We start from the raw sequence: 25,950 nt of genomic DNA, 5'->3' as shown, positions 1-25,950 counted from the left end.
CCAGCGTGATCAAGGCCCGCATTACCGTAACCCTCAAGAACGGCGTGCTCGACCCACAAGGCAAGGCAATCGAGCATGCGCTTTCCGGAATGGGTTTCGGCGGCGTCGGCCAGGTGCGGCAAGGCAAGGTTTTCGATATCGAGCTTGCCGAGGGCGACAAGGCCAAGGCCGAGGCCGATCTGAAAGCTATGTGCGACAAGCTTCTGGCGAATACGGTGATTGAGAATTACGCGGTGGAGATCGGCTGAGCTTGTCGAAAGACATCCAGATATCGAAGTTCATGAGTCTTGTTTTACGCCATGCTCCCAATGAAGCGGGGCTGACTTTGGATGAGAACGGTTGGACTGATTTCAACAAACTTTGCGCGGCGATTCAGGCGAAGTTCGGCACATCCGCCGCCGAGGTTGTTCGGATCATCGACGAGAACCCGAAAAAGCGCTTTGCAATCGACGGTGATCGTGTCCGTGCGGTTCAAGGCCACAGTGTCGAGATTGATCTCGGCCTGTCGCCATCAATTCCTCCAACAGTCTTATATCACGGCACCAAGGAAGAGTTTCTCCCCAGCATCTTACGAGAAGGCTTGATCAGCCAGTCTCGGCAGCACGTTCATTTGTCAAAAGACATTGAAACAGCTGTGATCGTCGCACAGCGCCGCAAGGGGAGAAGTGTTATCCTGCGGATCGACTCGGAAAACATGGCCAAAAACGGCCCCTTATTTTTTCTTTCCGAAAATGGCGTCTGGCTGACCAGCCATGTTTTGCCGCGATATCTGTTCCAACTCAACGAGCATGAATTCTCATGAAATCAGCCGTCGTCCTGCTCCCCGGCCTTAATCGCGACCGTGACATGATCGCGGCGCTGACCAAGATTTCCGGCACGCCGCCGGTCACCGTCTGGCAGACCGACACTGAAATTCCCGACGTCGACCTGATCGCCATTCCCGGCGGCTTTTCCTTTGGCGATTATCTGCGCTGCGGCGCCATTGCCGCGCGCATGCCGGTAATGCGGGCTGTGGCCGAAAAGGCGGCCAAGGGCGTCACGGTCATCGGCGTCTGCAACGGCTTCCAGATCCTGGTCGAGGCCGGCCTGTTGCCGGGTGCATTGATGCGCAACACCTCGCTGAAATTCGTCTGCCGGCAAGTCAAGCTGCAGATCGCCAATGCCAACTCGATGTTCACCAGCCGCTATCAGCCGGGCCAGGTCATCCGCGCGCCGGTGGCGCATCATGACGGCAATTATTTTGCCGATGCCGAAACGCTGGCCCGCCTCGAAGGCGAAGGCCAGGTGGTGTTCCGCTACGCCGAAGGCACCAATCCCAACGGCTCGATCAACGACATTGCCGGCATCGTCAACGGCCGTGGCAATGTGCTCGGCCTGATGCCGCATCCCGAGAACCTGATCGAAGCGGCGCATGGCGGCAGCGACGGCCGGGCGCTGTTCGAAAGCGCGCTGGGCATCGCCGCTTGATGCATTCAATTTTCCTCCTGGAGCGACGGTCATGAAACTCTATTCGCGACCGCTGTCGCCCTATTCGTCGATCGTGCGGGCGCTGGCCTACATCAAGAACGTGCCGCTCAAGGTCATTGCACCGCCGCCGGGATTTCCCATCCCCGAAGCCTTTCGTTCCATCTCCCCGCTCAACCGGATTCCAGTGCTGATCACCGGCTCGGGCGAAACGATCGTCGAATCGGTGGTCATTGCCGAATATCTGGAGGAACGCTTTCCCGAGCCAGCGCTGCTGCCCAAGGATTCGAAAGACCGGGCGTTGGTGCGCATGTTCGCCCGCATCACCGACCTTGACGTGCTCGCCCCAACGATGAAGCTGTTCGAGCTCTATTTCGTGCCGCAGCGCAACGAGGCGGACATCAAGGCACAGTTCGCCCGATTGCATCACGGGCTTGCGGCAATCGAGGCCCGCATGGCGCATGGCCCGTTCGCGCTCGGCGACGACATCTCCTTCGCCGATGCGTGGCTGACGCCGACCCGCTTCGTCTTCAACAATTTCAGGGCGACGATCGGCCGCCCCGACCTGCTTGACGCCTATCCGAAATTCGATGCCTATGAGCAAATCGCCTTGCAGCATCCGGCGCTGTCGCGCGTCTGGGGTGAGATGACAGACGGTCTGAAGATCTTTCTGTCCGAACTCGAGATGGGCGCCGCTTGACCATGCGATTGACACTCGCCCGCCTCGCCGTCGCTACTGCCGCCGGGCTTGTACTCGCCTCATGCCAGTCAAGCCCGAAGAGCACGCCGGCGCCGGCGGGCAAGAGCGCGTCACTGCTTGCCATGGAGCAGGTGGCAATAGCTGCCCACAAATGCTGGATCGCCAGCAAGGACCCTGCCTTCAAATCCTATCAGATGGCCAACGAGCTGAATTCGTTCAGCGGCACGCCGCGCTTCCTGCTGGTGCCGGCCAAACATTATGGCGGAAAGCCGTTGCTGGTCGTGCAGGCGCAAGGCAATTCGAGCCGCGTCGACGTGTTCGGCCCATTGATGGCGGAACCGCTCGGCGGCCGCATCGGCTCGGACATTGCCCGCTGGCAGGCCGGCAATCCGGCCTGTGGCGCTGCTGCCTAGCCCAATGGGTCGCTTGCTGCAGATCACCGGTCTGGTCGTCGGCCTGGCCGGGCTCGTCCTGCAGCTCTGCATCACCGTCCCGGCATCAATGGAAGCCGGCCGCGGCTTTGTCGGCTCGCTGGTCTTCTATTTCAGCTTCTTCACCATCCTGACCAACATCGGCGCGGTGCTCGTCCATGCCTCGTTGCTGTCGTCGACGGGTTATGCCTGGTTTCCGGCCTTTGCCGGGCCACGGATAGGGGCGGGCGTAGCCGTCGCCATAAGCCTGGTCCTCATTATCTACGCCACGGTCCTGGCGCAGCTTTGGCAGCCGCAAGGGCTGTTCCTGCTCTGCGACGTGCTCCTGCACTATGTGACGCCGGTGGTGTTCGTGCTGTGGTGGCTTGTGGCGGGCGCCGACGGCTCGACGCGATGGCGTGACATCTCGTGGTGGATGATCTATCCGATCGCCTATCTGGCCTACGCGCTGCTGCGGGCGCCGATCGTCGGCGAAGTACCCTATCCATTCCTCGACGTCTCCAAACACGGGGCGGCCAGCGTCGCCGTCTCGGCTCTGGCCATCACCGGGCTTTTTCTGGTTCTGTGTATCGTGGCCGTGCTTGTGGACCACGGCGTATCGAGGCTCAGGGCGGCGGGCGTCCGCTAAAGTGCGGTGCCTCAACCCTCAGTCCCAGAACGGCCTGAGGCCCTCACGATGGGCATCACAACGCGTAATGCCTATGTCCTTGAGCTGGTCGTCGGTCATCTCGAGCAGGACCAGCCGGCTGCGCCGACGATCCATTAGCCTGCCAATCCATCTCGCGAAGGATCCGAGCGTACGCACCAGCCGACTAACATAGGTTGGCCGGCCTAACGGAGGCGCCACCTGCATCTGCAATTCAGCCCTAACGGGGCGGATTGTCTCTATTGTAGCCATTTTCTTTCTGCCAAAACTTCGGATTGTACCCTTCTCGCCGCCGATCTGATATGTATTGACTCACATCCTGGTGCAATGTAAAAAATTGTCACCATGACAACTTGGCTTCCAGATCTTACCGCGGGTACCGGCCCGCTCTATCAGCGGCTTGCCGATTCCATCGAGACGGACATCGACCGCGGCCTGATCGGTGCAGGGGCAAAGCTGCCGCCGCAGCGCGATCTGGCATACGACATCGGCACGACCGTCGGCACCGTCGGCAGGGCCTATCAATTGCTGCGCGAGCGGGGATTGGTCAGCGGCGAGGTGGGCCGCGGAACCTATGTTCTCGCTCAGCAGTCGGAAAGCGCAAAGCCGGATTTCCTGGAGCCGGTCGAACAAGGCACGCGCTATATGGATGCGCCCGGCGACAAGATGCGCTTCGATAGCACCGCCGCACCGGATGTCGGCCAGGGTGCCATCGTCGCCGATGTGTTGACACGCACGGCGCAAGACCATCCGCATGAGATTTCAAGCTACACGCGTGATTTCCCGGACCGCTGGTTCGAGGCCGGCAGGCGCTGGCTGTCGCGCAATTCCTATCGCCCGGCGGCGGATGCCATTGTCCCCACGCTCGGCACCCACGCCGCGGTGATGGCAACAATTGCGGGGCTCACCGCCCCCGGCGACTATGTCGTCTTCGAGCACCTCACCTATTCGCAGATCTCCCGCAGCGCCGGCCTGATCGGTCGCCGGACCGCACTGGTGGCGGCTGACGACGAGGGCATCGATCCCCAGGATTTCGAGCGCGTCTGCGCACAAAAGCACCCGAAGATGATGTTTTTGATGCCGACGGCCAAGAACCCGACGCTGACAACGCTGTCGGCATCGCGCCGCGAGGCAATCGCGCATGTCGCCCGTCAATATAACGTCGTCTTGATCGAGGACGATCTCTATGGCGGACTGACCGACGACCCGACGCCTTTACTGGCCGAATATGCTCCCGAACGGACCATCGTTGCCGGCGGCCTGTCGAAATCGGTCGCGGCGGGTGTTCGCGGCGGTTGGCTCGCTTGCCCGCCGGCCTATCGTCACCGCATCCGGGTTGCCCATAAGATGATGACGGGCGGCCTGCCCTTTCTGCTGGCGGAGGTGGGCAGCCGGCTGGTGTTGTCCGGTCAGGCCGCCGAGATGCGCAAGCGCAGCATTGCCGAGATCGGTGCGCGCATCGCGATCGTGCGCGAGACACTCGACGGCTTCGACTTCAAGGCGCTGGATAATGTGCCGTTCGTCTGGCTCACTTTGCCGGACCCATGGCTTTCCGGCACTTTCAAACAGGCTTGCCTCGAACATGGCGTGCTCATCGACGACGAGGACGAGTTCAAGGCGGGGCGTTCCGAACAGGCCTTTCACGGCGTGCGGTTTGGCATCTCGCAGCCGCGACAGCGGGACGATATTGCGCACGGCGTCGCTGTGATCCGGCGGCTTCTGGACGAAGGCCGCGCCGGCTACGACAGCTTTTCCTGAACCGGCTTGAAACCGGCGGGTCGAGTGGCGATCTTCCGCTACTTGCGGCAAGCTGTTGCTTTCCGTCGTTTTAGTCATCCGACGGGGTGTATCGGCTGCAAAGCTTGCGATAAGACGGGACTCGATCCCAAGGACACAAATTGCCGATCATGACCATTTCCAATTCCGTGCCGATCACTCCGGAACTCATTGCCGCGCACGGGCTGAAGCCCGACGAGTACCAACGCATCCTCGACCTGGTCGGGCGCGAGCCGAGCTTTACCGAACTCGGTATTTTTTCCGCGATGTGGAACGAGCATTGTTCCTACAAATCCTCGAAAAAATGGCTGCGTACGCTGCCGACCACCGGGCCGCAAGTCATCCAGGGCCCGGGCGAGAATGCCGGCGTGGTCGACATCGGCGACGGCGACTGCGTCGTCTTCAAGATGGAGAGCCATAACCATCCCTCATATATCGAGCCTTATCAGGGAGCGGCGACCGGCGTCGGCGGCATCCTGCGCGATGTCTTCACCATGGGCGCGCGGCCGATCGCGGCGATGAACGCGCTGCGCTTCGGTGCGCCGGATCATCCCAAAACCAGGCACCTCGTTGCCGGCGTCGTTTCCGGCGTCGGTGGCTATGGCAATTCCTTCGGCGTGCCGACGGTCGGCGGCGAGGTCAATTTCGACGCCCGCTACAATGGCAATATCCTGGTCAATGCGTTTGCCGCGGGCCTCGCGAAGACGGACGCAATCTTTTTGTCCGAGGCCAAGGGCGTCGGCCTGCCGGTCGTCTATCTCGGCGCCAAGACCGGTCGCGACGGCGTCGGCGGCGCCACCATGGCCTCGGCCGAATTCGACGACAAGATCGACGAGAAGCGGCCCACGGTCCAGGTTGGCGATCCCTTCACCGAAAAATGCCTGCTCGAAGCCTGCCTCGAACTGATGGCGTCCGGCGCCGTTATTGCCATCCAGGACATGGGTGCCGCTGGTCTCACCTGCTCGGCGGTCGAAATGGGCGCCAAGGGCGACCTCGGCATTGAGCTCGATCTCGACAAGGTGCCGGTGCGTGAAGAGCGCATGAGCGCTTATGAGATGATGCTTTCGGAGAGCCAGGAGCGCATGCTGATGGTGCTGCGCCCCGAAAAGGAAAAACAGGCCGAGGCGATCTTCCACAAATGGGGCCTCGACTTTGCCATCGTCGGCAAGACCACCGACGATCTGCGCTTCCGCGTGCTGCACCAGGGCGACGAGGTCGCCAACCTGCCGATCAAGGATCTCGGCGACCAGGCGCCGGAATATGACCGTCCCTGGGTCGAGCCGAAGAAGCCGGCGCCATTGGGCGCCGGCGATGCACCGCAAACCGATGTGGCCGAGGCTTTGCTGAAGCTGCTTGGCGGGCCGGACCTGTCCTCGCGCCGCTGGGTGTGGGAGCAGTACGACACGCTGATCCAAGGCAATTCGTTGCAGCTTCCCGGCGGCGATGCCGGCGTCGTGCGGATCGACGGTCATCCGACCAAGGCGCTCGCCTTCTCCTCCGACGTGACGCCGCGCTATTGCGAGGCCGACCCCTACGAGGGAGGCAAGCAGGCGGTGGCCGAATGCTGGCGCAATCTTACCGCCACCGGTGCCTTGCCGCTCGCGGCCACCGACAACCTTAATTTCGGCAATCCGGAACGGCCGGAGATCATGGGTCAGTTGGTCGGCGCGGTGAAAGGTATTGGCGATGCCTGCAGGGCGCTGGGCTTCCCGATCGTCTCCGGCAACGTCTCGCTCTACAATGAGACCAACGGCCAAGGCATACTGCCGACACCAACCATCGGCGGCGTCGGGCTGATTGCCGATTGGTCGAAAATGGTGCGGATCGGCTTTGCCGCCGAAGGCCAGATGATCGTGCTGGTCGGCGCACCGACCATGTGGGGCACGCATCTTGGCCAATCGGTCTATATGCGCGACATCCATGGCCGTGCCGACGGCCCGCCGCCGCCCGTCGATCTCGATCACGAAAAGCGCGTCGGTGACCATGTGCGGGCGCTGATTGCGTCGGGCGTCGTTACCGCGGCGCATGACGTTTCCGATGGCGGCATCGCGGTGGCGTTGGCCGAGATGGCGATGGCCTCCGGCATCGGCGCGACCATCCCCGGCCTGATCGGCACCGATCCGATCCCGGTCTGGTTCGGCGAGGATCAGGGCCGCTATCTGCTGACGCTGTCGATCGACCCGCAGAGCGAGGCGTGGGATGCCATTCGCGAACAGCAAAGCAAGCTCGGCATTTTTGCACCGTGGATCGGCTCGACCGGCGGCAGCGAACTGAAGCTGGGCGAGGCACGTGCGATACCGGTCAGTGAATTGACCGCTGCCCACGAATCCTGGTTCCCTCGCTTCATGGCAAATGAGGTCGTGGACCCGTGATGTGATCGAGTGGAGCCGTTTCACTGTGGTTCATCCGCCGTTTCGACCATATCTATGAGTTCACGACCTGAACAAGGAATCCTCGCATGGCAATGGACGCCCACGACATCGAACGGCTGATCAAGGAAGGCATTCCGGACGCCAAGGTGACGATTCGCGACCTGGCCGGCGATGGCGACCATTATGCGGCGGAGGTGGTGGCCGAAAGCTTTCGCGGCAAAAGCCGCGTCCAGCAGCACCAGATGGTCTATGACGCGCTGAAGGGCAACATGGGCGGCGTGCTGCACGCGCTTGCCCTGCAGACCAGCGTGCCGGACTAAACTCCCGTCCAGTTACCGGCTCGCAAGCGCCTTGCCGGTCACGGCAATGATCGGCCCGGCCGGATAGTTTCCACCAACAATCATCCGCTCGCCATTCGACAGCGCCGAAACGACCCCGTCGAAGAAAAGCGCATTGGGGCAAGTGAGCGCATCTCGAAACAGCCGTGCGAAGCTGCCGAGGCTGACTTGAGAGCGCGAGATCGCCAGCACGACGGTGTTTTCGTCACGCACGCCGACGCCATTGCGGATATAGCGCGATGTGCCGTTCTGCTCGAATCGAGGATGAAGCCGTCCGTCGATCACCAGCATCGGGCCGGATTGCGTTGCGACCATCACGTCCGGCCTGGCCGCGGCATAGGCACTTGTCTCCATGACCGCCGCCTTGCCGTCCTTGCGGACCACGAACACGCCATTCGGTTTCAGGAAGAAATTGCCTTCGCTGTCGGCGACGTTGAGCGGCGCCTTCTCCCGGCCGTCTTCGACGAGAAGGCCGACTGGGGTCAGATCTTGGTGATACATGCCGGCGTTCATGGCGAGCAGCACCGGCCGGCCCTGATCCGCCATCGCCTTGTCGAATTTGTCCAGGGAACCGAAGGCCTTGCCGTCGAGGCCTACGTGGAACACACCGATGTCATAGCGGCGCAGATCGATTTCGCAGACGACGTAGGCGGCCGCCTCGAAGCTCGCGTCGCGGCACGGCGCCGGCAATTCACCGCCGACGACGAGGGGTGGCTGTCTCGGCGACCTGGCCCACCAAATCAAGGCCAGTGCGGCGAGCAGAACGGCGAGGAGGAACCCGGCGAGATATCGTCTTTTCATCGCGCCTCGGGAAAGATGGTGGCCAACGGCTTGGCACAAGATCAGACGTTCCTTTGCGCCATTTGCATGGCAAGGCGGCAAACATCTTGTTTCGCGCAACCCATGGGTTTATTTGAAGGGTAATGTTCGAGCCTGACTCCCACAGGCATGAAAGGGTATTCCATGAGCGGCATCAACGACTACATCGACAATGAAGTGAAGGGCAACGACGTTGTTCTCTTCATGAAAGGCACGCCCGGCTTCCCGCAATGCGGATTTTCCGGTCAGGTCGTGCAGATCCTCGACTATATCGGCGCCGACTATAAGGGTGTCGACGTGCTGACGTCGGCCGAGCTACGGCAAGGCATCAAGGACTATTCCAACTGGCCGACCATCCCGCAGCTCTACGTCAAGGGCGAATTCGTCGGCGGCTGCGACATCATCCGCGAGATGTTCCAGGCGGGCGAATTGCAGACCTTCCTCGTCGAAAAGGGCGTCAGCGTCAAAGGCGCCGCCTGACTTCTGTTTTGCGTATGGCTTTCCGAAGATCGACTGCGATTGTCGGGGTCATGCGCTTAGCGCCGGGGCACCTTGGCAAAAAGTTGTGCCCGCTATCGGGGCAATGAACGAATGGATGCGTCGGCACGCCGGCGCATTTTCGTTTGAAGATCGGACTGGCCGTGGATCAGCAAGCACAAGCGCAGCAAAAGGCAAGCACCTTGCCTATTCCGCGCTGGGAATTCATCGCGCTATGCGCGGCGCTGATGGCGCTCAATTCGCTGGCCATCGACATCATGTTGCCGGCGCTGCAGCAGATCGGCGCCTCGCTCGGCGTCGAAAATGAAAACCACCGGCAATATGTGATCACCGCCTACATACTGGGCTTCGGCGGTGGGCAACTGTTCTTCGGGCCCGTCTCGGACCGCTTCGGGCGCCGCGCTCCGCTGGTTGCCGGGCTGGTGATCTATGTTGCGGCGGCGGGCGCTGCTGCAGTCGCCCCGTCATTCGCCACGCTTCTGCTATGCCGGGCCGTGCAAGGCATCGGCGCGGCGGCGACGCGCGTCATTGCCGTCTCGATCGTGCGCGATACGTTCGACGGAAGGCGCATGGCCGAAGTCATGTCCTTGATCTTCATGGTGTTCATGGCAATTCCGGTGGTGGCACCCGGTATCGGCCAATTCATCATGCTGTTTGCGACCTGGCACGTGATCTTCGTCACCATGGCGGCCGGCGCGCTGATCGTGTCCGCCTGGTCGCTGTTGCGCCTGCCCGAGACACTACATCCAGAATATCGCCGGCCGCTGACGCTGTCCTCCATCATCGGCGGCTTCCGCATCGTTCTCACCAACCGCATCGCGCTCTGCTACGCCTTCGCCAGCACCTTCATCTTCGGCGCCATGTTCGGCTTCATCGCCTCGGCCCAGCAGATCTATGTCAGCGTGTTCGATGTCGGCGAGATGTTCCCGGTCATCTTCGCGGGGGTTGCCGGCGTGCTTGCTTTTTCCAACTACCTCAACTCGCGCCTCGTCGGCCGCATCGGCATGCGCCGTCTGTCGCAAAGCGCGCTGCTGCTGTTTCTGGCCATCAGCCTTGCCTGGCTGGTCGTTTCCATCGAAATGAAGATGCCGCTCTGGCTCTTCATTACTTTCTTTGCCTGCGCCATGGTACCGTTCGGCGCGCTCGGCGCCAACTTCAACGCGCTCGCCATGGAGCCGCTCGGTCACCTGGCCGGCACCGCCTCGTCGATTCTCGGGTTCATGCAGACATTTCTTGGCGGCATCCTCGGCACGCTGATCGGCCAGGCCTTCAACGGTACGGTAACGCCGCTGGCCGCCGGGTTCTGCAGCGTGTCGGTGGCGGCGCTGCTGATGATTCTCATCGCCGAGCGCGGCAGGCTGTTCCAGCCGCAAAACCCGCCGGTCTAGTTTTACGCGCTGGCGGATAAAACTATTCCGCCCAAAGCTCGCGGCGCAGCTCCCGCCAGCTTTCCCTGTCCGGCGCGACCAGCAGGCCACCTCCGACATGTGACGGCAGATAGGCGCTGCCGTCGAAGCGCGCGGCATAACCGCCGGCCTCGGCATGGATCAGTACGCCGGCCAGATGGTCCCACGGCATCAGCTTGTTATAGACGACGAAATGGCCGTGGCCGCTGGCCAGCAGGCGGTATTCGTGGGCTGCGCAGCGATAGTTGAACTGCGACAGCGACTTGGTCTGATTGCGCGCCAGGCGTGAGCGGTCCGGCTCGGGTAGATAGTGCCACGAGACCGCTCCAGTCATTTCCGATATCGGCGCCGGTTTGGCGACATGGACTTTTTCGAAATTGCCATGCGCGTGCCGAATATGACTGCCGGCGCCGCTGACGCCGACCAGCCAGTCCTTGCCGACGGGATCGTGGATGATGCCGGCGACCGTCTCGCCCTTGACCACGACGCCAAGCATGACGCCGAACAGCGGCACGCCGGAGGCGAAGTTGAAGGTGCCGTCGACCGGGTCGACGACGAAGGCGAGTTCGGCATCGCCGAGACCGTCGAGCAGCGTCGGGTCGTCGGAGCAGGCCTCCTCGCCGACGATCATCGCCTTGGGATAACGCTGAAGCAGCCTGGCGGTGATGAGCCGCTCGGCATTCACGTCGGCCTCGGTCACAAGATCGGCGGCCGAGGTCTTGCGACGCACGTCGCCCTCGCTCAACCGGCGAAAGCGCGGCATGATCTCGGCGACGGCAGCGTCCGACAGAAGGTCGGCAAGCCAGTCGATCGCGCTGTCGTCAAATGTCATGGGGACCGTCTTGCTTTGCGTTAAGAGCATCGTTGAGGGCGGCGAAATCGAACAGCGTCCTGTCGAGCAGATGCGAGCGCCGCACATTGGCCATGGCACGGATCATGGTGTCCTTGCGGCCGGGCATGCGCTTCTCGATGTCGTCGAGCATCGCTTTCATGGCGTTGCGCTGCAGGCCTTCCTGGCTACCGCACAGATCGCACGGAATTATCGGGAATTTCATGGCGCCGGCGAATTTCTCGAGATCGGCTTCCGCACAATAGGCGAGCGGCCGCAGCACCATGACGTCGCCTTCGTCGTTGAGCAGCTTCGGCGGCATGGCGGCGAGGCGTCCGCCATGGAACAGGTTCATGAAGAAGGTTTCCAGAATGTCTTCGCGGTGATGGCCGAGCACCAGCGCCGAGCAGCCCTCCTCGCGGGCAATGCGATAGAGATGGCCGCGCCGCAGCCGCGAACACAGCGAGCAATAGGTGCTGCCCTCGGCCAGCTTGTCGATGACCACAGAATAGGTGTCCTGATATTCGATGCGATGCGGAATGGCATGGCTGTCGAGATAGTCGGGCAATATGTGCTTGGGAAAGTTCGGCTGGCCCTGGTCGAGATTGCAGGCCAACAGCTCGATCGGCAGCAGCCCGCGCCATTTGAGATCGAGCAGCACGGCAAGCAGGCCGTAGGAATCCTTGCCGCCCGACAGAGCGACCAGCCAGCGGTCGCCGGGCCTCACCATTGAGAAATCGTCGATCGCCTGGCGGGCAAGCCGCAGCAGCCGCTTGCGCAGCTTGTTGAACTCGACGGAGGACGGCACATCGGCAAACAGCGGATGAAAGCCGCCTTCGGCGTCGGCGACCGGTTCGAGCGTTTCGGCGTCTGGCTGCATGTTCACGGCGCGTCGGCCCTAAAGTCCTGTTGCCGCCCGCAGTAGCGCATCGAACCGAAAATCGAAATCGATTTCGGAATCACGCCGCGAAAAAGGAACGAAAAAGAAAAGGCCGCCCCGATAGGGCGGCCTTCGCTTGTATCGCGTACGAACGCGCCGATCAGCGCGAATAGAATTCGACGACCAGATTCGGTTCCATCTGCACGGCAAACGGAACGTCGGCCAGGCCGGGGATGCGCGTGAAGGCGGCGGTCATCTTGTTGTGGTCGGCCTCGATGTAATCGGGCACGTCGCGCTCGGCCAGGCCCACCGATTCCAGCACGATGACCAGCTGCTTCGACTTCTCGCGCACTTCGATGACGTCGCCCGGCTTGCAGCGGTACGAGCCGATGTTGACGCGCTTGCCGTTGAGGTTGATGTGGCCGTGATTGACGAACTGGCGCGCCGCAAAGATGGTCGGTACGAACTTGGCGCGGTAGACGACTGCGTCGAGGCGCGATTCGAGCAGGCCGATCAGGTTCTCCGAGGTGTCGCCCTTGCGGCGGTCCGCCTCTTCATAGACCTTGCGGAACTGCTTTTCCGAAACGTCGCCATAGTGGCCCTTCAGCTTCTGCTTGGCGCGCAGCTGCAGGCCGAAATCGGAAAGCTTGCCCTTGCGGCGCTGGCCATGCTGGCCGGGGCCGTATTCACGCTTGTTGACCGGGGACTTCGGGCGGCCCCAGATGTTTTCGCCAAGACGGCGGTCTATCTTGTACTTCGCGGATTCGCGCTTGCTCATCGCATTCCCTTTCAAAACAACGCACCCGGAACCTCATGGTCCGGGTGAAGGAAACGCGCCCTCCTCTGGCCTCCGTTTTCGAGACCTGACAGGGTTTTCCACGCAACGCGACGGAAAACCCACGGGACACGTCATTTCAAACAAGACATAAGGAAAGTAAAATCGGCTTCCCAAACGTCTTGCACACATAAAGAAAACCACCGGGCATTGCGGCCCGGTGTTGGTGGGCTGGTTAAACGGAGATTTAACCGCTGTCAAGCTTCCGGCTGGCGCGAATCGCCGAACCGGATAGTGTTGCGGTTGTAGAACGTGCCGGATGTGGCGGGAGGTTGCGCCAGCGGCATCAGGAAGGGACTGAAGTCAGAGGAGCTGGAATTCGCATGAAGAAGTTCTTCCTTACGTTGGTAGGAGCCGCGGTGATGGCCGGCACGATGGCGGTCGCGCCCGAGCCGGCGCAGGCCCGGCATTGGCATGGCCACAGGCATCACCAGGTCTGCCGCATCGTGGTCAAGAAGAAGGTGGTGTGGCGGCACGGTCATCGCAAGGTCATCCGCTACAAAGTGCGGCGCTGCGGGTGGGGCTGGAACTGGTAATTTTCGCCCTTGCCCGTTGAGACTTCAGGGCCCGCGGCTCAGCCGCGGGCTTTTTATCGACCGGCATCCGCCGCCAGAATGGTCAGTCGATCAGTGTTTCGATTTCTTTTCCGGCAGGCCCTTGCGCTTGGTCTCGGCGAATTCCTCGAGCTGTTTTTCGCTCATGGATTTATACATTCCCTTCGACGCGCCTTTGAGCTCGCTCTTCTTGGTCTCGCCGCGCTTGGCGGACAGTGCAGCACCGGCGGCTTTCTGCTGGGCTTTCGAGGTGGCTGGCATGATCGCTTCTCCTGTTCCTCAATGAGAAAAGAACGCATCGCCCTGGGCTGATGTTCCCGGAGCACCAAAGTGCCTGGGGTCAGGATACCGCCAGGCCAAATCCCTGCATCAGCCGGCGCGTCGGAAAATCGGCCTCGTTCGAGGTGAAGACGGCAAAATCGGCGCCTTCCGGCAGTACCTCTCTGCGATAACGGGCCTCGGTATCGGCGAGCAGCGACAGCGCGCGGCGTGCGATCGCCTCGGCCGGGTCGAGCCAGTCGACCGGCCAAGGTGCTGTCTTGCGCATGCGGTTGGCCAAAAAAGGATAATGGGTGCAGGCAAGCACGACGATGTCGGTGCGCAGCCCGTCATGCTCGACGAAGCACGGCGCGATCTCGGCGCGCACGGCGTCCTCGTCGACAAAACCGTCGCGCATATAGGCTTCGGCCAATCCAGCCAGCCTGTCGCTGCCGACCAGGCGGACATGGCATTTCTGCGCCCATTTGCTGATCAGGTCACGCGTGTACTGGCGCTTGACGGTGCCGGGCGTCGCCAGCACCGAAACCAGGCCTGAGCGCGTGCGTTCCGCCGCCGGCTTGATGGCCGGCACGGTGCCGACGAAAGGGTGGCCGGGAAACCTCTCGCGCAACGCATCGATGACCAGCGTCGAGGCGGTATTGCAGGCGATGACCGAAATGGCCGGCGAAAACCGTTCGAGCAGCCTGGCGAACAACTCCAGGATGTGTGTTCTCAGCGCCGGTTCCTCCCAGGCGCCGAAGGGGAACGCCGCGTCGTCGGCGACATAGATGAAGCGGCGGTCAGGCATCAGGACGCGCGCCTCACGCAGCACAGTGAGGCCGCCAATGCCGGAATCGAACATCAGGATCGGACGGGCGCTCGATGGACTGGTCATTATCATTGAGTCACTAAGGGCTGGGAATCACAAACGAGATCACGAGAGAAGGTTCGGCCCATGCTTTTTGCTTCGGCCAATGATGCTTTATCCCGGCCGCTTCTATCTGGAACCATCATGGCCTTGATGCGGCGAGACGGTCACACAAGGCCCCGCTTGCCGAAGCCGCCGGCTCGCGGCCGGCCGGTTGGCAGAGATGCAGGTTGAGATGCAAGGTGGTTCGACGGCACCGGTGCGGCCCGCATGGCATAGGCCGGAGCCAGGGCCGTCACGCCGGCGGCCGACTCTGAATGGGGCGCCGCGGCGCCGCGCAGCGGCCCGGGCGGGTCGAAATCGTCGAAACTCAGGGATGACGCCATATCCGAAGAGCTACCGCCCGCCGGCTTGGCCGCCAAGATGACCGCCCACAGCCCGACGAGAGCTAATCCCAGCAGGTTAAGGCCGGAATGCGACTCGTCGCCGTCGAACTTTACGACAAGAACAGTGCCGGCCTGCAGAATCGCAAACAGGGTCGAGAACACGATATACGACCAAAGGATCCAACCGGACCCTTGTGCATCGCGGCTTCGACGCCAGGCGAAATTCGCGCGGAACAGAACAATCACCAGCGAGGCGACGAGAACGGCCGCGGCCAGCCCTTCCCTGGAAGGTCCGGGCTTCGAATTGGCCAAACCCTCGATGCCGATGGTCAGCACGACGCACAGCACAAAGGTCACGATTTCCGCAACCAGCAAGGCCGCCGAATAGAAGAAAAAGCGAGGACGACCGATATCCGAGCTAAACATCCGAGGATCCATCGTTTTCCAGACAATGGATCACATCAAATAACATTCGGTTACTGGTGAGATATGGGCAACTCGAAGGCTAGTCTTTGTCCTTCGCCTTGCCGGCGCGTGCCGCGGCCGCCGGGAGCCGCCTTGGATCGTCGCCGGGCGATCCGTCGCCGCGCGGCATGGCCGGCGAGAACCTGTCCAGCGATGATATAATACCGCGTAGCACCTTGAGCTCCGGCTCGGCAAAACCGGGGCGGGTCAGCACTGCGCGCAAATTGTCGACCATCTTCGGCTTCTTCGGTGCCGGGCGGAAATAGCCGCGCGCCTCCAGTGCACCTTCCAGATACGCAAACAGGGCGTGCAATTCTTCCTTGGCAGCTGGCGGCATTTCGGGACCGGAGAAGTTGGTCCTGGTCTCGTCTTCCAGGCCGGACTTCATCCATTCATAGGACATCAGCAGGGCCGCCTGGGCGATGTTGAGCGAGGAGAAGGCTGGATCGACGGGGAAGGTGATGATCTCGTCGGCAAGGCCGACCTCGTCATTATAGAGGCCGAAGCGCTCGCGCCCCAACAGGATGCCGGTGCGCTGGCCGGCCCGCTGCCGCGCGCGCAGCGCCCTGCCCGCCTCGACCGGGCCGCGCACCGGTTTGAAATTGTCGCGCGCGCGCGCCGTGGTGGCGAAGACGAAGTTCAAGTCGGCGACTGCCGAGCCCAGGTCGTCGAACACCTCGACGGCATCGATGACATGGTCGGCGCGGCTTGCCGCGGCACGCGCCTTCTCGCTCGGCCAGCCGTCACGCGGATTGACGAGGCGCAGTTCGGCAAGGCCGAAATTGGCCATGGCGCGTGCAACCATGCCGATGTTCTCGCCGAGCTGTGGCTCGACCAGGATGATCGCCGGTCCGGACGCAGGCGTTCCGGAGGCAAGAGGGTTGTCGGGATCCTGGGTGGCGGTCATGGTTGTCAATGAACTGCTGTTTGCGGCATTTCGCAGTCCCCTGCCACATTTGGCGGCGAAAATGAAGCTTTCGCAAAGAATGCCGGCACTACGGCGCGGTTCGCCGTTTGCGCGGCCAAAAAGCCTTTGATATACGGGCCGCATCCCAGGGCCGGCAGCCGTGCGGGCAAGGCCGTTCCGTTCCCCAAAAGCGAGGCATTCTTTCCATGGCGAAGATCAAGGTGGCGAACCCGGTCGTCGAACTCGACGGCGACGAGATGACCCGCATCATCTGGCAGTTCATCAAGGACAAGCTGATCCACCCTTATCTCGACCTCAAGCTCGAATATTACGATCTCGGTATCGAGCACCGCGACGCCACCAACGACCAGGTGACCATCGATTCGGCCAATGCCATCAAGAAATACGGCGTCGGCGTGAAATGCGCGACGATCACGCCCGACGAGCAGCGCGTCGAGGAATTCAAGCTGAAGAAGATGTGGAAGTCGCCGAACGGCACCATCCGCAACATCCTCGGCGGCACCATCTTTCGCGAGCCGATCATTATGAAGAACGTGCCGCGGCTGGTGCCCGGCTGGACCAAGCCGATCATCGTCGGCCGCCACGCCTTCGGCGACCAGTACCGCGCCACCGACTTCCGCTTTCCCGGTAAGGGCAAGCTGACGATCAAGTTCGTCGGCGAGGACGGCCAGGTGATCGAGCACGACGTCTTCGACGCACCCGGCGCCGGTGTCGCCATGGCCATGTACAATCTCGACGAGTCGATCCGCGAATTCGCCCGCGCCTCGCTGAATTACGGCCTGCTGCGCAATTACCCCGTCTACCTGTCGACCAAGAACACCATCCTCAAGGCCTATGACGGCCGCTTCAAGGATATCTTCCAGGAGGTCTACGAGGCGGAGTTCGAAGCCGAGTTCAAGGCCAAGAAACTCTGGTACGAGCACCGGCTGATCGACGACATGGTGGCCTCCAGCCTGAAATGGTCGGGCGGCTATGTCTGGGCTTGCAAGAATTATGATGGCGACGTGCAGTCGGACACGGTGGCGCAAGGCTTCGGCTCGCTCGGCCTGATGACCTCGGTGCTGATGACGCCGGACGGCAAGACCGTCGAGGCGGAGGCCGCACACGGCACCGTCACCCGCCACTATCGCCAGCACCAGAAGGGCGAGGAGACCTCGACCAATTCGATCGCCTCGATCTTTGCCTGGACGCGCGGCCTCGCCCACCGCGCCAAGCTCGACGACAATGCCGAACTGAAGCGTTTTGCCGAGACGCTGGAACGGGTCTGCATCCAGACGGTCGAGTCCGGCTTCATGACCAAGGACCTGTCGCTGCTGATCGGTCCCGACCAGCCATGGCTTTCGACCACCGGCTTCCTCGACAAGATCGACGAGAATTTGCAGAAGGCGATGGCCTGAGCTCCTCCGACATGGACAAGCCCGTCGTCTACGGCGCGGACTACAGCGTCTATGTGCGCATCGTGCGGCTGGTGCTCGAGGAAAAGGGCGTCGGCTACGAGCTGGTGCCCGTCGACATCTTTGCGGCGGACGGCATTCCCGGCTGGTACTTCGAGCACCAGCCGTTCGGCCGCATCCCAGCCTTCGAGCATGACGGCTTTCGCCTCTACGAGACCGGCGCGATTGCCCGTTATGTCGCCGAAGCCTTTGACGGCCCGGCGCTGCAACCGGTCGAAGCCCGGCCTCGATCACGCATGAACCAGATCACCGGCCTGCTCGACGCCTACGCCTACAGGGCCATGGTCTGGGATGTCGCCGTCGAGCGGCTGGAAAAAACGCCGCCCGACGAAGCCGTGATCGCCAACGGGTTGAGGCAGGCGAGAACGGCATTGCAGGCGCTGTCTTCGCTGAAAGCCGAAGGGCCTTGGCTGTTGGGGACGGAACTGACGCTGGCCGACCTGCACGCCGCACCGATCATCGGCTATTTCGTCAAGGTCGCCGAGGGGCGAAAACTGCTGGCGGAGTTTGCCGATATCCAGGATTGGTATGTGCGCATCGCGGCGCGTGCGGGTTTTGCGAAGACCGAAAAGGCAGAGTGAGGAGACAAGCATTCGGCAATAGGCCTTCTGGTGATTAGCGAAAGCCGAAGTGACATCCAATCTCCCCCCTTGCGGGGGAGATGTCCGGCAGGACAGAGGGGGGTGTGAAGGATCGCTAACCTTCGACTGATCCTTTCCAATTGGGAACGGCCTGAGAACGTGGCTCCGATTGGGCTGGCAGTCGGAGGGACAGCACCCCCCTCTGCCCTGCCGGGCATCTCCCCCGCAAGGGGGGAGATCGGCAGCTTCGCCGAAGGCGACCCACTGCGAAATACCGCTCAATCGGGAAGGTAGATCTCCGCCTTCATAAAGGTCTTCGCACGGCCTGTGATCAGCACGCGATCTCCGGCCAGCTCGCATAGCAAGTGCCCGCCGCGTTGCGAGCATTGGAATGCCGACAGATGCGTCTTGCCGAGTTTTTCAGCCCAGTAAGGCACCAGCGTCGCATGAATGGAGCCGGTTACCGGATCCTCGGGAATGCCTGCTCCGGGCACGAAATAACGCGAGACGAAATCATGGGCCTGCCCAGGCGCGGTAATGACCAAGCCGAGAGGATGAAAACGTCCGATCCTGAGCAGATCGGGAACGAAAGATCGCACGCTTGTCTCGTCGGCAAGCTCGACAAACAGGTTCTCGAAATTGCGGAAGCCCGCAACCGTCCGCTGAGACAATATCGCTTGCAGCGCCGACTTCAGCTCTTCCTCGACGGGCTGCGGCGGAAAACACGGCAGATCGAGCTGATAGGCCCCTTCCCGCTGGGAAACCCGCAACTCGCCCACCCGGGTGGCGAAGGCCATTTCGCCCTGACCACTGTATTCCGTGGTCAGCACATGGGCGGCCGCAAGAGTGGCATGGCCGCAGAAGTCGACTTCATGGACCGGCGTGAACCAGCGCAAATCCCAACCTTTGCCATTCGCCCGCACAAACGCCGTTTCGGCAAGATTGTTTTCGTTGGCGATGGCCTGCATTACCTGCTCCGGCAGCCACTCCTCCAAAAGGAGAACGGCGGCAGGGTTGCCCTGGAAGGCCTGTTCGGCAAAGGCGTCGACCTGATACATCGTCAGCGTCGGCATATCAGGCCCTCAAGGATGTCCGCTGGGCGGCGCGCCATTTCGGCCGTGCCCGCCCCCGGTGCAGGTTCACGCCGTCTCGAGAGCCGCTTTCACCGCAGCGATCGCGTCTTCGGCCTTCGAGCCGTCCGGGCCGCCGGCCTGGGCCATATCGGGTCGACCGCCGCCGCCCTGCCCGCCCAATGCCGCGGACGCGACGCGCACCAGATCGATTGCGCTGAAGCGGCCGGTCAGATCATCGGTGACCGCGACGACGACGCTCGCCTTGTTGTCCTCGCCGGCGCCGACAAAGACGACGACGCCGGAGCCGAGCGACTTCTTGCCGGCATCGGCCAGCGGCTTCAAATCCTTTGGCGAGACGCCCGATACCGCCTTGCCGAGAAAACCGACACCGGCAATCGTTTCGTTTTCCGCAGGCACACCGGCTGGCGAGCGATCGCCGAGCGCCAGTTTCTTGCGCGCCTCGGTCAGCTCCTTTTCGAGCTTCTTGCGCTCGTCGAGCAGTGCCTCGACGCGGGCCGGCACATCGGCCGGCGAAATCTTCAGCGCGGCGGCGGCCGCCTTCAGCCGCTTGTCCTGCTCGTCGAGATGCTTTCTGGCCGCCTCGCCGGTCAACGCCTCGATGCGGCGCACGCCGGCAGCGACCGCGCTGTCGGACACGATGCGCACCAGGCCGATATCGCCGGTCGCCCTGACATGGGTGCCGCCGCATAGCTCGACCGAATAGGGCCGGTTGGCCTTGGCGCCATGCAGGCCCGTGCCCATCGAAACGACGCGCACTTCATCGCCATATTTCTCGCCAAACAGCGCCATGGCGCCTTCGGCAATGGCGTCGTCGACCGACATCAGGCGCGTGGTTACAGGGCTATTCTGAACGACGATTTCGTTTGCCATGCGCTCGACCTCTTCGAGCTCGTCCGGCGAGATCGGCTTGTTGTGGGAGATGTCGAAGCGCAGACGCTCGGGCGCGACCAGTGAGCCCTTCTGCGCCACATGGGTACCCAGCACCTCGCGCAGCGCCTCATGGATCAGATGCGTGGCGGAATGGTTCGCGCGCAGCCTGGAGCGGCGCGCGTGGTCCACCCTCAGCTCGACGGTCGCGCCCGTCTTGACCGTGCCGTTGGCCACCTTGCCGACATGGACGAAAAGCCCATCGGCCTTCTTCTGCGTATCGGATATCTCGATCGAGAACCCGTCGCCTGAAATGACGCCGGTATCGCCCATCTGGCCACCGGACTCGCCATAGAACGGCGTCTGGTTGACAACCACGGCAACGGCGTCGCCTTTGCCGGCACTGTCGACGGTCTTGCCGTCCCTGACCAGCGCCTGGACGAGGCCTTCCGCCTGCTCGGTCTCATAGCCCAGGAATTCGGTGGCGCCGTTCTCCTCACGCACCGCGAACCATACCGTTTCGGTTGCGGCCTCACCGGAACCAGCCCAGCTTTTGCGCGCCTCCGCCTTCTGCCGCTCCATCGCCTCGGTGAAGCCGGCAAGGTTGACCGAGATGTTGCGCTGGCGCAGCGCGTCCTGCGTCAGATCGAGCGGAAAGCCATAGGTGTCGTAGAGCTTGAACGCTGTCTCGCCATCCAGCATGTCGCCGGAGACCAACTTTTCCGTCGCCTCCGAAAGCAAGCCCAAGCCTCGCACCAGCGTCTTGCGGAAACGAGTTTCCTCAAGCTTCACCGTCTCGGTGATCATCTGCTCGCCGCGCACCAGTTCCGGGTAGGCTTGGCTCATCTCGCGGACCAGCGCCGGCACCAGCTTCCACATCAGCGGCTCATTCGAGCCGAGCAACTGCGCGTGGCGCATAGCGCGGCGCATGATGCGACGAAGCACGTAGCCCCGCCCTTCGTTGGACGGCAGCACGCCGTCGGCGACCAGGAAGCAGGACGAACGCAAGTGGTCGGCGATGACGCGGAACGATGCGACGGTGTCCGCATCCGGACCGCGGCCAAGCGCCGACGACGCAGCGTCGATCAGGTGGCGGAACAGGTCAGTTTCGAAGACGCTATCAACTCCTTGCAGGATGGAGGCCATGCGCTCGAGGCCCATGCCCGTGTCGATCGACGGACGCGGCAGGTCGACGCGCTCGTCCTTCGTCACCTGTTCATACTGCATGAACACCAGGTTCCAGAATTCGAGGAAACGGTCGCCATCCTCCTCGGGGCTGCCGGGAGGGCCACCCCAGATGTGCTCGCCACGGTCGATGAATATCTCCGAACACGGCCCGCACGGTCCGGTGTCGCCCATTGCCCAGAAATTGTCCGAGGTCGCGATGCGGATGATGCGATCGTCGGAAAGACCGGCGATCTTCTTCCAGTAGGAGGCGGCCTCGTCGTCGGTGTGGTAGACGGTGACCAGCAGCTTGTCCTTCTTCAGCCCGAACTCCCTGGTGATCAGGTTCCAGGCAAGCTCTATGGCGCGCTCCTTGAAATAATCGCCGAAGGAGAAATTGCCGAGCATCTCGAAGAAAGTCAGGTGTCGCGCGGTGTAGCCGACATTGTCGAGGTCGTTGTGCTTGCCGCCGGCACGAACACTCTTCTGGGCAGTCGTCGCACGCGAATAGGGCCGCTTCTCCAGACCGGTGAAAACGTTCTTGAACTGCACCATGCCGGCATTGGTGAACATCAGCGTCGGGTCGTTGCGCGGCACCAGCGGGCTCGACGCGACGACCTCGTGACCTTCCTTGCGAAAATAGTCGAGAAATGCCGACCGGATCTCGTTGACGCCACTCATGAATACTGCCTTTTCGAGAGAACCGCCGGCTGCCGGCGGAAAATAGACATGGCCTTTTAGCGGTCGCACCGCAGCCTGTCCAGAAACACCAAATGGGCTCAAATCCCGGCTTTCACCGGCGCTTTGAAATGCGTCTGACTCGCCGTCAAACGCCAACCGCCGGCACGGGGCCGGCGGTTCAAAATGTACCGATTACGCAAACTCAAAATCAAAACATCAAATCCAAACCTGGCTGACGCTCCGGGAGGCGTCGCTTTTCCTACATCGCCCCGGCGTCGTCCTCGAAACCGTCGTCGCTGCTTTCGGAGCCGCCGTTCTCAAGGAATTTCTCGGCGATCAATCCGGCATTCTGCCTCAGCGCCAATTCGATCTCGCGCGCCGTGTCGGGATTGTCGCGCAGGAACAGTTTTGCGTTTTCGCGGCCCTGGCCGAGACGCTGCGAATTATAGGAGAACCAGGCGCCCGACTTTTCGACCACGCCAGCCTTGACGCCGAGATCGACCAGCTCGCCGGTTTTGGAGACGCCCTCGCCATACATGATGTCGAACTCGACCACCTTGAAGGGCGGCGCCAGCTTGTTCTTGACGACCTTGACGCGGGTCTGGTTGCCGACGACCTCGTCGCGATCCTTGACCGAGCCGATGCGGCGGATGTCGAGGCGGACCGAGGCATAGAATTTCAGCGCGTTGCCGCCGGTCGTCGTCTCGGGCGAACCAAACATGACGCCGATCTTCATGCGGATCTGGTTGATGAAGATGACCATGGTGTTGGAGCGCGAGATCGAGGCGGTGAGCTTGCGCAGTGCCTGGCTCATCAGGCGGGCCTGCAGGCCGGGCAGCGAATCGCCCATCTCGCCTTCGATTTCGGCCCGCGGCGTCAGCGCCGCCACCGAATCGACCACCAGCACGTCGATGGCGCCGGAGCGCACCAGCGTGTCGCAGATCTCCAGCGCCTGTTCGCCGGTATCGGGCTGCGAGATCAGCAGGTTTTCGAGATCGACGCCGAGCTTGCGGGCATAGACCGGATCGAGCGCATGCTCGGCATCGACAAAGGCGCAGATGCCGCCCTTCTTCTGGGCTTCGGCCACCGTGTGCAGCGCCAGCGTCGTCTTGCCCGAGCTTTCCGGTCCGTAGATCTCGACGATGCGGCCGCGCGGCAGGCCGCCGACGCCAAGCGCGATGTCCAACCCAAGCGAGCCGGTCGGCACCGTTTCGATCTCGACGACCTGCTCGTTCGCGCCGAGCCGCATGATCGAACCCTTGCCGAAGGCACGCTCGATTTGCGACAGCGCCGCATCCAGAGCCTTTGATTTGTCCACCGCTTTGTCCTCTACAAGCCGCAAAGAATTCTGAGCCATGATACATCACCCCGTGGTCGTCAATGGAGGCCGGACAATCCCGCAATCCTTAAAAGAATGTACCTCGTTTGTTCTCATTTGTCAATGAGCCCCAAGGGTTTGAAAAATAACTAATATCCATATTTGTTCTATTTTTGTTTCGCAATTTTGCTTCCGGACGTATCCCGCCTCGCATGCGGCGCCGTTGCCGTCACCATCCGAATCGCACCCGCGATTGCAGGGTTCCGCCCGGCGACCTAGTCTCCTCCCGGGCAACAGCAAAGGGCATTTTGCCGGCATGATGAAATCCCCGACGATCCTGGCCGTGGGTGGCGCCTATATCGAGCGGCGCGGCCGGGTTGCCGGCGCCTTCGTGCCGGCCGCTTCCAACCCCGGCACGATGCGCGAGCATGTCGGCGGCGCCGCCTTCAACGCCTTGCGCTGTGCGGTGCGGCGCGGCGTCTCGGCCTCGCTGCTTTCGGTGCGCGGCGGCGATGCCCTGGGCGACACGGTTTTACGCGCCGTCACCGACGCCGGCATTGCCGATTTGTCGGCGGTGTTCCTCGACCGCGCGACGCCAAGCCATACGATGCTGGTCGATAGCGACGGCGGGCTGATCGCCGGCCTTGCCGACATGGTGCTCTACGAGCTGGCGCTTCCCAAGCAGATCCGCCGCGCCAAGGTGCGAGACGCGATCGGTTCGGCCGACGCGGTGCTGTGCGACGCCAACCTGCCGTCTTCCGCAGTGGCGCGGCTGGCGGCACTCGCCGCCGGCAAGCCGGTGTTTGCGCTTGCCGTCTCGCCCAGCAAAGCGGCGTGGCTGACGCCGGTGCTTGATCTTCTGGCACTCGCCTTCATGAACCGGCACGAGGCTGGCGTGCTCGCCGGCGTCGACATCGATGCTGACGACCAAGGCATCGTCGACGGCCTGAGACGCGCGGGCCTGAAAAGCGGCGTGATCACCGCTGGCGACGGACCGGTGCTCGGTTTCGACAAATTGGGCGCGTTCTCGATCCTGCCACCGCCGCTCCAAAAGCGGACCGATGCTGCCGGCGCCGGCGACGCATTGGCCGGCGCGACGATCGCCGCCCTGCTGCGCGGCCTGACGCTGCGCACGGCACTGTGCGAAGGCGTTGCCGCAGCTATGCTCACCGTCGAGAGCGCCGCCTTCACCAGCGCCGGCTTTGCCGAGGCGCTGGCGCTCGTGCCCGAGGCGCGGGACCTGGCGTGAAATGCGGCCCAGAATTGCCGAAGCATGACGCAGCCTATTTGCCGGCGCGCCGTCCTGCCTCGTAGGCGCGGCGCGCCCAGATCGCCATCTCGTCGGGGTCGTCGAAAGCGCTGTCGGGAACGCTCCAATAGGGCATCGACACCAGCTTTCCGTGGCGCGAGCCGGTATAGGTCCATTGCCGGCAGCCGGCCGCTTCGAAATCCGGGGCGCTTTCGGCGTCGGCCTTCAGCATCAATTCGCCACGGATGACAATGGCGACGATGACGCCATCGAAATAGATGCCCTTGCCGCCGAACAGGATGCTGACCGGGCCGAGGCCTTCGAAAAGCTCTTCTATGCGCTCGTTGTCCATGGCGCGATCATGTCACCGGGATTTCCCCTTGTCATCGCCGCTACCGGCACCATCCTGACAAGTTCAGAATCAGTTTCATCGGAGTTTTTCATGCCGCTTCTGCTCAAAGGGTCCTGCCGGTGCAATGCCGTGCGTTTCGAGGTGCAAAGCCACACGCCGGTGCCGTTCATGCTGTGCTACTGCTCGATCTGCCGCAAGCAGCAGGGCGGTGGCGGTTTCGCCATCAATCTCGGCGCCGATTACGAGACGCTGAAAATCCAGGGCAAGCGCCATCTCGGCGTCTTCCGGGCCGAGATCGAGGACGACGAGCACCCGCAACGCGAGATCTCGACGGGCGAACGGAACTTCTGCACGAAATGCGGGACGGCACTCTGGCTCTACGATCCAACCTGGCCGGAGCTGGTGCATCCGTTTGCCTCGGCAATCGACACAAACCTGCCGAAGCCGCCGGAGAAGGTGCATCTGATGCTGAAATACAAGGCGAACTGGGTCGAGCCCGAGATCGGCAAGGGCGACAAGGTTTTCGACGTCTATCCCGAGGAATCGATCGCCGACTGGCATAAACGAACGGGGATGTGGGTGGATTAGCGTTTCTTCTCCCCGTTCGCTATCGCGTATGGGCAAGCGCCCCCTCACCCGGATTGCCAACCGAATTGCGAAGGGCAATTCGGGGCAATACGAACACACCCCGCCGGGCTGGGTGGGATTGGCCCGAATAAGTGTCTTAATCAAAACTC

The 25,950-nt window shown here is 62.3% G+C and carries 29 protein-coding genes; 16 read left to right on the top strand and 13 right to left on the bottom strand.

The genetic code is table 11. The features are described from left to right. The first annotated feature begins 5 nt into the window (after positions 1–5). The 6 genes from purS to NKH91_RS16890 are packed head-to-tail and all read left to right on the top strand — an operon-like array spanning position 6 to position 3,223. Positions 6–248, top strand: coding sequence for a phosphoribosylformylglycinamidine synthase subunit PurS (gene purS, locus NKH91_RS16915; RefSeq protein WP_023717389.1), 243 nt, complete (start codon positions 6–8; stop codon positions 246–248). Continuing rightward, on the top strand, positions 245–802 hold the full coding sequence (locus tag NKH91_RS16910) for an RNA 2'-phosphotransferase (RefSeq protein WP_352845203.1): 558 nt from the start codon (positions 245–247) through the stop codon (positions 800–802). The genes purS and NKH91_RS16910 overlap by 4 nt, the downstream gene beginning before the upstream one ends. Continuing rightward, the gene (gene purQ / locus NKH91_RS16905) at positions 799–1,467 is read left to right on the top strand and encodes a phosphoribosylformylglycinamidine synthase subunit PurQ (RefSeq protein WP_352817470.1); all 669 of its coding nucleotides are present in this window, start codon (positions 799–801) and stop codon (positions 1,465–1,467) included. Before NKH91_RS16910 ends, purQ begins: the two co-directional genes overlap by 4 nt. Before the next feature lie 31 nt (positions 1,468–1,498). Further along, positions 1,499–2,164 carry a glutathione S-transferase family protein gene (locus NKH91_RS16900; RefSeq protein WP_352845034.1) on the top strand — a complete coding sequence of 222 codons (666 nt, stop codon included), beginning with the start codon at positions 1,499–1,501 and terminating at the stop codon, positions 2,162–2,164. 2 nt (positions 2,165–2,166) lie between these two features. Further along, complete coding sequence (locus tag NKH91_RS16895; RefSeq protein WP_023717385.1) at positions 2,167–2,577, top strand: hypothetical protein; 411 nt, start codon at positions 2,167–2,169, stop codon at positions 2,575–2,577. Between the two features lie 4 nt (positions 2,578–2,581). After that, positions 2,582–3,223, top strand: coding sequence for a Pr6Pr family membrane protein (locus NKH91_RS16890; protein ID WP_023717384.1), 642 nt, complete (start codon positions 2,582–2,584; stop codon positions 3,221–3,223). Positions 3,224–3,241: 18 nt separating this feature from the next. Here the strand turns inward: NKH91_RS16890 and NKH91_RS16885 are convergent, their stop codons facing one another. Continuing rightward, complete coding sequence (locus NKH91_RS16885) at positions 3,242–3,448, bottom strand: DUF1127 domain-containing protein (RefSeq protein WP_353022699.1); 207 nt, start codon at positions 3,446–3,448, stop codon at positions 3,242–3,244. 138 nt (positions 3,449–3,586) lie between these two features. Between NKH91_RS16885 and NKH91_RS16880 the strand changes: the two genes are divergently transcribed. From NKH91_RS16880 to NKH91_RS16870, 3 genes are all read left to right on the top strand, one after another. Next, positions 3,587–4,999: an aminotransferase-like domain-containing protein gene (locus tag NKH91_RS16880; protein ID WP_023717382.1), complete on the top strand. Its 1,413-nt coding sequence runs from the start codon at positions 3,587–3,589 to the stop codon at positions 4,997–4,999. A gap of 149 nt (positions 5,000–5,148) precedes the next feature. Next, a complete protein-coding gene (purL, locus tag NKH91_RS16875; RefSeq protein WP_023717381.1) occupies positions 5,149–7,389 on the top strand; it encodes a phosphoribosylformylglycinamidine synthase subunit PurL in 2,241 nt (746 codons plus the stop codon). A gap of 86 nt (positions 7,390–7,475) precedes the next feature. After that, complete coding sequence (locus NKH91_RS16870; RefSeq protein ID WP_023674714.1) at positions 7,476–7,709, top strand: BolA/IbaG family iron-sulfur metabolism protein; 234 nt, start codon at positions 7,476–7,478, stop codon at positions 7,707–7,709. 12 nt (positions 7,710–7,721) lie between these two features. On the opposite strand, the gene NKH91_RS16865 is transcribed toward NKH91_RS16870, so the two are convergent. Then, entirely contained in the window at positions 7,722–8,528 is an 807-nt protein-coding gene (locus NKH91_RS16865; protein WP_352845035.1) for a phosphodiester glycosidase family protein, read from the bottom strand. A gap of 162 nt (positions 8,529–8,690) precedes the next feature. On the opposite strand from NKH91_RS16865, the gene grxD reads away from it, so the two are divergent. Both grxD and NKH91_RS16855 read left to right on the top strand, forming a co-directional pair. Further along, positions 8,691–9,026 (top strand): Grx4 family monothiol glutaredoxin, encoded by a 336-nt coding sequence (grxD, locus tag NKH91_RS16860; protein ID WP_023674712.1) that lies wholly within the window; start codon positions 8,691–8,693, stop codon positions 9,024–9,026. Between the two features lie 206 nt (positions 9,027–9,232). Then, complete coding sequence (locus NKH91_RS16855) at positions 9,233–10,432, top strand: multidrug effflux MFS transporter (protein WP_031193515.1); 1,200 nt, start codon at positions 9,233–9,235, stop codon at positions 10,430–10,432. Between the two features lie 22 nt (positions 10,433–10,454). Here the strand turns inward: NKH91_RS16855 and NKH91_RS16850 are convergent, their stop codons facing one another. The 3 genes from NKH91_RS16850 to rpsD all read right to left on the bottom strand — a co-directional run bounded on the left by NKH91_RS16850 (position 10,455) and on the right by rpsD (position 12,937). Continuing rightward, complete coding sequence (locus NKH91_RS16850) at positions 10,455–11,282, bottom strand: inositol monophosphatase family protein (RefSeq protein ID WP_023717378.1); 828 nt, start codon at positions 11,280–11,282, stop codon at positions 10,455–10,457. Continuing rightward, positions 11,272–12,165 (bottom strand): tRNA 2-thiocytidine(32) synthetase TtcA, encoded by an 894-nt coding sequence (gene ttcA / locus NKH91_RS16845; protein ID WP_352641108.1) that lies wholly within the window; start codon positions 12,163–12,165, stop codon positions 11,272–11,274. The genes NKH91_RS16850 and ttcA overlap by 11 nt, the downstream gene beginning before the upstream one ends. A 154-nt stretch (positions 12,166–12,319) precedes the next feature. Then, complete coding sequence (rpsD, locus tag NKH91_RS16840; protein WP_352884189.1) at positions 12,320–12,937, bottom strand: 30S ribosomal protein S4; 618 nt, start codon at positions 12,935–12,937, stop codon at positions 12,320–12,322. A 380-nt stretch (positions 12,938–13,317) separates the two neighbouring features. Here rpsD and NKH91_RS16835 point away from each other — a divergent pair, with 380 nt between their 5' ends. After that, on the top strand, positions 13,318–13,530 hold the full coding sequence (locus NKH91_RS16835; protein ID WP_023674706.1) for a hypothetical protein: 213 nt from the start codon (positions 13,318–13,320) through the stop codon (positions 13,528–13,530). A gap of 90 nt (positions 13,531–13,620) precedes the next feature. On the opposite strand, the gene NKH91_RS16830 is transcribed toward NKH91_RS16835, so the two are convergent. The 4 genes from NKH91_RS16830 to NKH91_RS16815 all read right to left on the bottom strand — a co-directional run bounded on the left by NKH91_RS16830 (position 13,621) and on the right by NKH91_RS16815 (position 16,432). Next, a complete protein-coding gene (locus NKH91_RS16830; protein WP_023717374.1) occupies positions 13,621–13,809 on the bottom strand; it encodes a DUF3008 family protein in 189 nt (62 codons plus the stop codon). Positions 13,810–13,888: 79 nt separating this feature from the next. Continuing rightward, entirely contained in the window at positions 13,889–14,701 is an 813-nt protein-coding gene (gene murI / locus NKH91_RS16825; RefSeq protein WP_352495799.1) for a glutamate racemase, read from the bottom strand. 140 nt (positions 14,702–14,841) lie between these two features. After that, the gene (locus NKH91_RS16820) at positions 14,842–15,486 is read right to left on the bottom strand and encodes a DUF805 domain-containing protein (RefSeq protein WP_352884186.1); all 645 of its coding nucleotides are present in this window, start codon (positions 15,484–15,486) and stop codon (positions 14,842–14,844) included. Positions 15,487–15,565: 79 nt separating this feature from the next. Then, positions 15,566–16,432, bottom strand: a complete 867-nt coding sequence (locus NKH91_RS16815) for an RNA methyltransferase (RefSeq protein ID WP_352495797.1) — start codon at positions 16,430–16,432, stop codon at positions 15,566–15,568. Positions 16,433–16,638: 206 nt separating this feature from the next. Between NKH91_RS16815 and NKH91_RS16810 the strand changes: the two genes are divergently transcribed. Both NKH91_RS16810 and NKH91_RS16805 read left to right on the top strand, forming a co-directional pair. After that, positions 16,639–17,850, top strand: coding sequence for an NADP-dependent isocitrate dehydrogenase (locus NKH91_RS16810; RefSeq protein ID WP_023717370.1), 1,212 nt, complete (start codon positions 16,639–16,641; stop codon positions 17,848–17,850). An 11-nt stretch (positions 17,851–17,861) separates the two neighbouring features. After that, positions 17,862–18,488 (top strand): glutathione S-transferase family protein, encoded by a 627-nt coding sequence (locus NKH91_RS16805; protein ID WP_352845040.1) that lies wholly within the window; start codon positions 17,862–17,864, stop codon positions 18,486–18,488. A gap of 278 nt (positions 18,489–18,766) precedes the next feature. Here NKH91_RS16805 and NKH91_RS16800 read toward each other — a convergent pair whose 3' ends face one another. The 3 genes from NKH91_RS16800 to recA form a co-directional block, all read right to left on the bottom strand. Next, positions 18,767–19,561, bottom strand: a complete 795-nt coding sequence (locus NKH91_RS16800; RefSeq protein WP_352481174.1) for a PhzF family phenazine biosynthesis protein — start codon at positions 19,559–19,561, stop codon at positions 18,767–18,769. A 66-nt stretch (positions 19,562–19,627) separates the two neighbouring features. Next, a complete protein-coding gene (gene alaS, locus NKH91_RS16795; RefSeq protein ID WP_352845205.1) occupies positions 19,628–22,294 on the bottom strand; it encodes an alanine--tRNA ligase in 2,667 nt (888 codons plus the stop codon). Positions 22,295–22,553: 259 nt separating this feature from the next. Beyond that, complete coding sequence (recA, locus tag NKH91_RS16790; protein WP_023717366.1) at positions 22,554–23,651, bottom strand: recombinase RecA; 1,098 nt, start codon at positions 23,649–23,651, stop codon at positions 22,554–22,556. Positions 23,652–23,928: 277 nt separating this feature from the next. Between recA and NKH91_RS16785 the strand changes: the two genes are divergently transcribed. Further along, positions 23,929–24,861, top strand: a complete 933-nt coding sequence (locus NKH91_RS16785; RefSeq protein WP_352845042.1) for a PfkB family carbohydrate kinase — start codon at positions 23,929–23,931, stop codon at positions 24,859–24,861. Positions 24,862–24,895: 34 nt separating this feature from the next. Here the strand turns inward: NKH91_RS16785 and NKH91_RS16780 are convergent, their stop codons facing one another. Then, entirely contained in the window at positions 24,896–25,213 is a 318-nt protein-coding gene (locus NKH91_RS16780; RefSeq protein WP_352845044.1) for a TfoX/Sxy family protein, read from the bottom strand. Between the two features lie 90 nt (positions 25,214–25,303). Between NKH91_RS16780 and NKH91_RS16775 the strand changes: the two genes are divergently transcribed. Continuing rightward, complete coding sequence (locus tag NKH91_RS16775; protein ID WP_352845046.1) at positions 25,304–25,801, top strand: GFA family protein; 498 nt, start codon at positions 25,304–25,306, stop codon at positions 25,799–25,801. Positions 25,802–25,950: the final 149 nt, after the last annotated feature.

The sequence above is a fragment of the Mesorhizobium sp. M0894 genome, assembly GCF_040319725.1.
GTDB lineage: Bacteria > Pseudomonadota > Alphaproteobacteria > Rhizobiales > Rhizobiaceae > Mesorhizobium.
The sequence above is the reverse complement of the archived record's forward strand: the minus strand, read 5'-3'. Positions and strand labels throughout refer to the sequence as shown.

Bases quoted from the DNA above. Each gene is read 5' to 3' on its own strand.
- purQ (WP_352817470.1), top strand. From the start codon at position 799: ATGAAATCAGCCGTCGTCCTGCTCCCCGGCCTTAATCGCGACCGTGAC.
- NKH91_RS16900 (WP_352845034.1), top strand. From the start codon at position 1,499: ATGAAACTCTATTCGCGACCGCTGTCGCCCTATTCGTCGATCGTGCGG.
- NKH91_RS16895 (WP_023717385.1), top strand. From the start codon at position 2,167: ATGCGATTGACACTCGCCCGCCTCGCCGTCGCTACTGCCGCCGGGCTT.
- NKH91_RS16890 (WP_023717384.1), top strand. From the start codon at position 2,582: ATGGGTCGCTTGCTGCAGATCACCGGTCTGGTCGTCGGCCTGGCCGGG.
- NKH91_RS16885 (WP_353022699.1), bottom strand. From the start codon at position 3,448: ATGCAGGTGGCGCCTCCGTTAGGCCGGCCAACCTATGTTAGTCGGCTG.
- NKH91_RS16880 (WP_023717382.1), top strand. From the start codon at position 3,587: ATGACAACTTGGCTTCCAGATCTTACCGCGGGTACCGGCCCGCTCTAT.
- purL (WP_023717381.1), top strand. From the start codon at position 5,149: ATGACCATTTCCAATTCCGTGCCGATCACTCCGGAACTCATTGCCGCG.
- NKH91_RS16870 (WP_023674714.1), top strand. From the start codon at position 7,476: ATGGCAATGGACGCCCACGACATCGAACGGCTGATCAAGGAAGGCATT.
- NKH91_RS16865 (WP_352845035.1), bottom strand. From the start codon at position 8,528: ATGAAAAGACGATATCTCGCCGGGTTCCTCCTCGCCGTTCTGCTCGCC.
- grxD (WP_023674712.1), top strand. From the start codon at position 8,691: ATGAGCGGCATCAACGACTACATCGACAATGAAGTGAAGGGCAACGAC.
- NKH91_RS16850 (WP_023717378.1), bottom strand. From the start codon at position 11,282: ATGACATTTGACGACAGCGCGATCGACTGGCTTGCCGACCTTCTGTCG.
- rpsD (WP_352884189.1), bottom strand. From the start codon at position 12,937: ATGAGCAAGCGCGAATCCGCGAAGTACAAGATAGACCGCCGTCTTGGC.
- NKH91_RS16835 (WP_023674706.1), top strand. From the start codon at position 13,318: ATGAAGAAGTTCTTCCTTACGTTGGTAGGAGCCGCGGTGATGGCCGGC.
- NKH91_RS16830 (WP_023717374.1), bottom strand. From the start codon at position 13,809: ATGCCAGCCACCTCGAAAGCCCAGCAGAAAGCCGCCGGTGCTGCACTG.
- murI (WP_352495799.1), bottom strand. From the start codon at position 14,701: ATGACCAGTCCATCGAGCGCCCGTCCGATCCTGATGTTCGATTCCGGC.
- NKH91_RS16820 (WP_352884186.1), bottom strand. From the start codon at position 15,486: ATGTTTAGCTCGGATATCGGTCGTCCTCGCTTTTTCTTCTATTCGGCG.
- NKH91_RS16815 (WP_352495797.1), bottom strand. From the start codon at position 16,432: ATGACCGCCACCCAGGATCCCGACAACCCTCTTGCCTCCGGAACGCCT.
- NKH91_RS16810 (WP_023717370.1), top strand. From the start codon at position 16,639: ATGGCGAAGATCAAGGTGGCGAACCCGGTCGTCGAACTCGACGGCGAC.
- NKH91_RS16805 (WP_352845040.1), top strand. From the start codon at position 17,862: ATGGACAAGCCCGTCGTCTACGGCGCGGACTACAGCGTCTATGTGCGC.
- NKH91_RS16800 (WP_352481174.1), bottom strand. From the start codon at position 19,561: ATGCCGACGCTGACGATGTATCAGGTCGACGCCTTTGCCGAACAGGCC.
- alaS (WP_352845205.1), bottom strand. From the start codon at position 22,294: ATGAGTGGCGTCAACGAGATCCGGTCGGCATTTCTCGACTATTTTCGC.
- recA (WP_023717366.1), bottom strand. From the start codon at position 23,651: ATGGCTCAGAATTCTTTGCGGCTTGTAGAGGACAAAGCGGTGGACAAA.
- NKH91_RS16785 (WP_352845042.1), top strand. From the start codon at position 23,929: ATGATGAAATCCCCGACGATCCTGGCCGTGGGTGGCGCCTATATCGAG.
- NKH91_RS16780 (WP_352845044.1), bottom strand. From the start codon at position 25,213: ATGGACAACGAGCGCATAGAAGAGCTTTTCGAAGGCCTCGGCCCGGTC.
- NKH91_RS16775 (WP_352845046.1), top strand. From the start codon at position 25,304: ATGCCGCTTCTGCTCAAAGGGTCCTGCCGGTGCAATGCCGTGCGTTTC.